We start from the raw sequence: 4,664 nt of genomic DNA on the forward strand, positions 1-4,664 counted from the left end.
GATAGGTCGAGGTTCGTAGCCCTAGCGAAGTAAACGAGAGTCTTCCTCTTCCCCTTCTCCCTACCGTAGACCAAAAGCCTGAACTTGACCTGCTCGTCCCTCCTGTGCCTCTTACTGTTAGTCTCGTACTCGCCGTCGAACTCCTGGTAGACCTTCACGTCCCCAACAGGGACGGCAATTACGTACTTGAACTGCGAAACGAAGTTGAGCACGTCAATCGCGTAGAAACCAGCGTCGAGAGTCATCAACCTTACCTTGAACCCCATGGCGACGACTTGCTCCACGAGGGCCTTCACGACCTCATCCTTGGTCATCCCCTTGACTAGTGTGACGAAGGCCAGTAGGAGCACTTTCCCATTAAACTTTGTCGTCGCAGTTGCATAGTTCCAAGAGTTTCCCTCCTCCGAACTCCCGAGCCCTCCCACCGGTCTCCCATACCACGTCTTGGTCGTCCAGTCTATTGAGAGGTCTATCTCCTTGACTCCCTTCAGCGTCTCCAAGGATATTTTCCTCACAGCAGTTATGGGAATCTTAGGGAGGTAATACGGGAAAGTCGGTATTAGCGAGAAGTTTTTATTTTTCGACGTCTTCCTGCTGAAAAGATGCCGAACGGAAAGGGACAGATCGAGTTCGCTAGGGAGAGGCTGGTCAAGGCGGTAAACAGGCTGGGCGTGGTCAGGAGGAACGGGAGGAGCAGGAAGGTCGGGTTGGCGCTAGTCCTCACGGTCCTGGTAGGTGGGAGGGCCAGCGTGAGGAACGCGACCGAGACGTTCGGGTTGGACTACGCAAACCTGCTGGAGGCGTTGGGAGAACTCGACGACGCGTGGAGGGACTGGAGGTCCTGCCGGGGCTGGTGAAGGGTCAGGTGGCCGTCATCATAGACGACACTGTGGACCACAACGCTCCAGGGGGAAGGACGTGAGCCCCCGAGAACTACTGGATCTACTGCCACACCCACGGGAGGTTCGAGAGGGCCAAGCTCCTCACGGTCGCCATAGTGGACCTCTCCACGGGCAGGACGTTCATGGTGGGGCTTTCCCCTATGCCGTGAGGAAGATGTTGGATTTGGGGATGGTCACCGAGTTCAAGACCAAGATCGAGATGGCCAGGGAGATGTTGGACGTGCTCAAGGGGCGCTTCCGCGTGTCCAGGGTCGTCTTCGACTCCAGTACTGGTCCGAGAAGCTCGTGAGGGACAACGTGGTGTCTGAGCTCAAGTCCAACCGAGCTCAGGGTCGAGTCGGCCCAGGGGACCCTCGAGGAGGTGGAGGGACACCTCCCAGTGGGATATCCCCCGGAGTCTACTACGCCGACCTGACCCTGGGAGGCCGAGCCATTACGGTGAAGTTGCTAGTCCGGGAACATAAACGTGACTCCGGGACACATGTCAGGTACCTCTACATCACCGACCTCTCGCTCAGCGAGGAGGAGATCGAGGAGGCCTGGAGGATGAGGTGGGAGATCGAGGACCTCAAAGGGACGTCAAGGCCCTTGGACTGGAGGACTCGTCCTTCTGGAGGAGGGAGAGGCTCCAGGGCTACCTCGCGATCTTCACCATCATGACCAACGTCGTCAGGGAGCTGGTGGGGGCTCTTAACCTGAGGAGCGTGGAGGCGTTCCTCAGGTTCGTTGAACGTCATTTAGGCGGACCGCCGGGGCTGATGAAAATCTTTAAGTTACGTTAAAGTCCCATAACTGCTGTTCCTCACTTGTTCCAACAGCTTTTCCACCACTTCCACCCCTTGCTCCTCCACGTAATTCCTCACGGTCTGTGGGGACACGCCATACGCCCTCGACTTGCTTTCCACCGAATCGTTCCATAAACACGCTGAGATGAGGGTTCTCGCCACCTCTTCCCCTCTCTTTCCCTTGAAGTTCAGCATGGAAAGTAATTTATATCCTATTTGTTGTACGTTGTTTTGGTGAGGGAGTACCGGTGTTACCATCTTGATCTCCCACATGGTAATACCACGTCTCCCTCACCTTAAACCTTTCTTCAACTGAATTCTTAATACTCTTATAAATCCTGTTATCTGCCATGAATCAATATTATCCTGCTGGAGTTATTTTTCATAATATGATTTTGGGTCTACCGACCTGGGGGAGGTCCTCCTCTCCTCCTCCAGGGCCCTCCTCTCGATCTCAGCCACCGTTTCATTTAATAGCGCGTCCTTCCCAAGTAACTCGGGGACGAGCGAGGTCACCACGTGATAAAATAGGCGTCTCATGGTATGACCTAGCTCTCGTCCCCTTTTCGTGTACTGATGTAGGATCAATTAAGTCACTTTCATTCTATAGAAACAAATAGAAATCGCAATGGAGCCCTGAATCGCCCCTAAAAATTGATAAGTAAGCAATAAACATTCCCGACATTGAAATTACTGCCCTTATAAAATATGGGGAGTAACCCTTTATGTTAACTTTTCTATTCTTGGAGTAAAGTTTTCGTTAACCTTAAAGTAAATGTAAGGAAAGGGATAAGGGGAATCCTTTTCAAATTTTGTGGAAAAAGTAAAAGGGCTAGATATGCATAGAAAGGACAGATTTATATCCCCACCACTTTGGTGTGAGGGATTATGTTTGTCGCAAACAAAAATAACAAGTCCTATTCTTATCAGCACTAATCACATCTAGTCTTGTTTCCGTAATCCTTATTACTCGCTGAGTAAAAATGTTAAAGAAATGGTGAGAACCAAGAACTGGGACGATGAACTCCTCGAGGCGGCTGAGAATGGTGACTTGATTAAAGTACAAACATTACTCGAAAAGGGGGCAGACCCAAACGCTAAAGATGATATCGGCTGGACGCCACTACATTTCGCAGCATATCTTGGTCATGTTAACGTTGTTAAGATCTTGCTTGAGCGTGGTGCTGACCCAAACGCTAAAGATGATAACGGTAGGACGCCATTGCATATAGCAGCACAAGAAGGTGATGTTGAGATTGTTAAGATCTTGCTTGAGCGTGGTGCTGACCCAAACGCTAAAGATGATAACGGTAGGACGCCATTGCATATAGCAGCACAAGAAGGTGATGTTGAGATTGTTAAGATCTTGCTTGAGCGTGGTGCTGACCCAAACGCTAAAAATAATTACGGCTGGACGCCATTGCATGACGCAGCATATCGTGGTCATGTTGACGTTGTTAGGGTTTTGCTTGAGCGTGGTGCTGACCCGTGGATTGCCGACAATGGGGGGCATATTCCCTTAGATTATGCTAAAGATAGTGCAATTCGTAGTTTACTTGAGAGTGCCTTTCAGGGCGGGGAGGAGGTCAGAAATGATTGGTCGCTTGACGATCTAGATTATTTAATAATTTTGGCAATAGGTGATAAAGGTAATAAAAGCACGAAAATACAGAAAATAGTTCTAGTTCTTTCAAAATTACTAAACATACAGACGGATACCGAAGCTTACTACTTTGGAGGATACTCGGAGACAGTGGCGGAACGATTGAATTCTAGATCAAAAACACAATTTTTTGTAAAAATTGATAATGAGTACAAATTAACAGAGCAGGGGAAAGAGCTATATTATAAATTATTAGAACAACTAAGGGCAAAAAATAGGGAGGACGTTGTGAAGGTATTGGATACTCTCCATAAGATGTCTAACGAAAATTTAATCGCTTTAACGTATTTCTTATATCCTGAAACAACTGAAAAATCAACAATAAAGGAGGATGTAAATAAAGTAATAGAGTCTTTGAAAGAAAAGGGGAAGAAGAATTTCAAGGTCGAGAGGGAAGGTAATGAGGTAACCATAGAGATCCCCTAACGGTGACTCAGATGGGAGACGGAGATGATGATGATCATTATGAGGTAGAAATAAGCTCAGGGATACACAAAATTGTAGATTTTTTAAGAGTCAGATTCAAGAGTAGGGGGAAGATCCTAAAGGTTGAAGAACTTTTCGGCAAAGGTAACAGTAGAGTAGTTGTTATACAGACTGACAAGGGAGCGTTTATTTGTGTCATTAGGAAGATGAAGACCAAATTAAGGATTGCAATGATAGACGCGGAAACAGGGGAAACTCTGGGGATGATGGAGGTATGAGTTATAACGTTAAATTAAAAGATATCGACCAAGATAAACACTATATTTTAAGGATAGTTGAATTGCCAGGTATTATTCATGGTAATTATAAGATATCTAGATACCCTATGGTTCTTGATGAGTTAAACATACCTTTACAGGAAATCCTTGTCAACGAGAATCTAACGGACATATTGAATGCCCATAACGATAAGCAAACAGAAGATAAGTTGACGGGCGATTCAGGGCTCCATTGCGATTTCTATTTGTTTCTATAGAATGAAAGTGACTTAATTGATCCTACATCAGTAACACTAAAAAGGGGACGAGCGCTAGGTCATACCATGAGACACTCATTCAATCACGTGGTGACCTCGCTCGTCCCCGAGTTACTTGGGAAGGACGCGCTATTAAATGAAACGGTGGCTGAGATCGAGAGGAGGGCCCTGGAGGAGAGGAGGACCTCCCCCAGGTACGCCAGGGGGAAGGAGGTGAGGAGGAGGGGTTACGCCAGGTACAGGTTCTTGAAGGGGTTCAAGGTCTCCCTCCGGGGGTAGTGTACGGGCTGGAGTGGGTCACGGTGAGCTTACCCGTGCTGTACAGGGGAGGGGAGAGGGTGAGGACTGGGGTG

At 48.0% G+C, this 4,664-nt stretch carries 2 protein-coding genes and 5 pseudogenes; 4 read left to right on the forward strand and 3 right to left on the reverse strand.

Going from position 1 to position 4,664, the window contains the following annotated elements; translation table 11 throughout:
* A pseudogene (locus METMK1DRAFT_RS07160) lies at window positions 1–515 on the reverse strand (IS4 family transposase); the annotation flags it as partial.
* Window positions 516–602: 87 nt separating this feature from the next.
* On the opposite strand from METMK1DRAFT_RS07160, the pseudogene METMK1DRAFT_RS07170 reads away from it, so the two are divergent.
* A pseudogene (locus tag METMK1DRAFT_RS07170) lies at window positions 603–1,684 on the forward strand (transposase).
* Here the strand turns inward: METMK1DRAFT_RS07170 and METMK1DRAFT_RS07175 are convergent.
* Both METMK1DRAFT_RS07175 and METMK1DRAFT_RS17575 read right to left on the reverse strand, forming a co-directional pair.
* Window positions 1,682–1,945: pseudogene (locus METMK1DRAFT_RS07175) on the reverse strand (DUF4322 domain-containing protein); the annotation flags it as partial. The pseudogenes METMK1DRAFT_RS07170 and METMK1DRAFT_RS07175 sit on opposite strands and share 3 nt — an antisense overlap.
* Before the next feature lie 150 nt (window positions 1,946–2,095).
* Window positions 2,096–2,227 (reverse strand): annotated as a pseudogene (locus METMK1DRAFT_RS17575) (IS256 family transposase); the annotation flags it as partial.
* A gap of 454 nt (window positions 2,228–2,681) precedes the next feature.
* Here METMK1DRAFT_RS17575 and METMK1DRAFT_RS15600 point away from each other — a divergent pair.
* The 3 genes and pseudogenes from METMK1DRAFT_RS15600 to METMK1DRAFT_RS07195 form a co-directional block, all read left to right on the forward strand.
* Window positions 2,682–3,776, forward strand: a complete 1,095-nt coding sequence (locus METMK1DRAFT_RS15600; RefSeq protein ID WP_009072270.1) for an ankyrin repeat domain-containing protein — start codon at window positions 2,682–2,684, stop codon at window positions 3,774–3,776.
* Window positions 3,777–3,787: 11 nt separating this feature from the next.
* Complete coding sequence (locus METMK1DRAFT_RS07185; protein WP_009072271.1) at window positions 3,788–4,054, forward strand: hypothetical protein; 267 nt, start codon at window positions 3,788–3,790, stop codon at window positions 4,052–4,054.
* 323 nt (window positions 4,055–4,377) lie between these two features.
* A pseudogene (locus tag METMK1DRAFT_RS07195) lies at window positions 4,378–4,664 on the forward strand (IS256 family transposase); the annotation flags it as partial.

The organism is Metallosphaera yellowstonensis MK1, from assembly GCF_000243315.1.
Taxonomy (GTDB): Archaea; Thermoproteota; Thermoprotei_A; order Sulfolobales; family Sulfolobaceae; genus Metallosphaera; species Metallosphaera yellowstonensis.

Excerpts from the sequence above, each read along its gene's own strand:
- METMK1DRAFT_RS15600 (WP_009072270.1), top strand. The coding sequence starts at position 2,682 with ATGGTGAGAACCAAGAACTGGGACGATGAACTCCTCGAGGCGGCTGAG.
- METMK1DRAFT_RS07185 (WP_009072271.1), top strand. The coding sequence starts at position 3,788 with ATGGGAGACGGAGATGATGATGATCATTATGAGGTAGAAATAAGCTCA.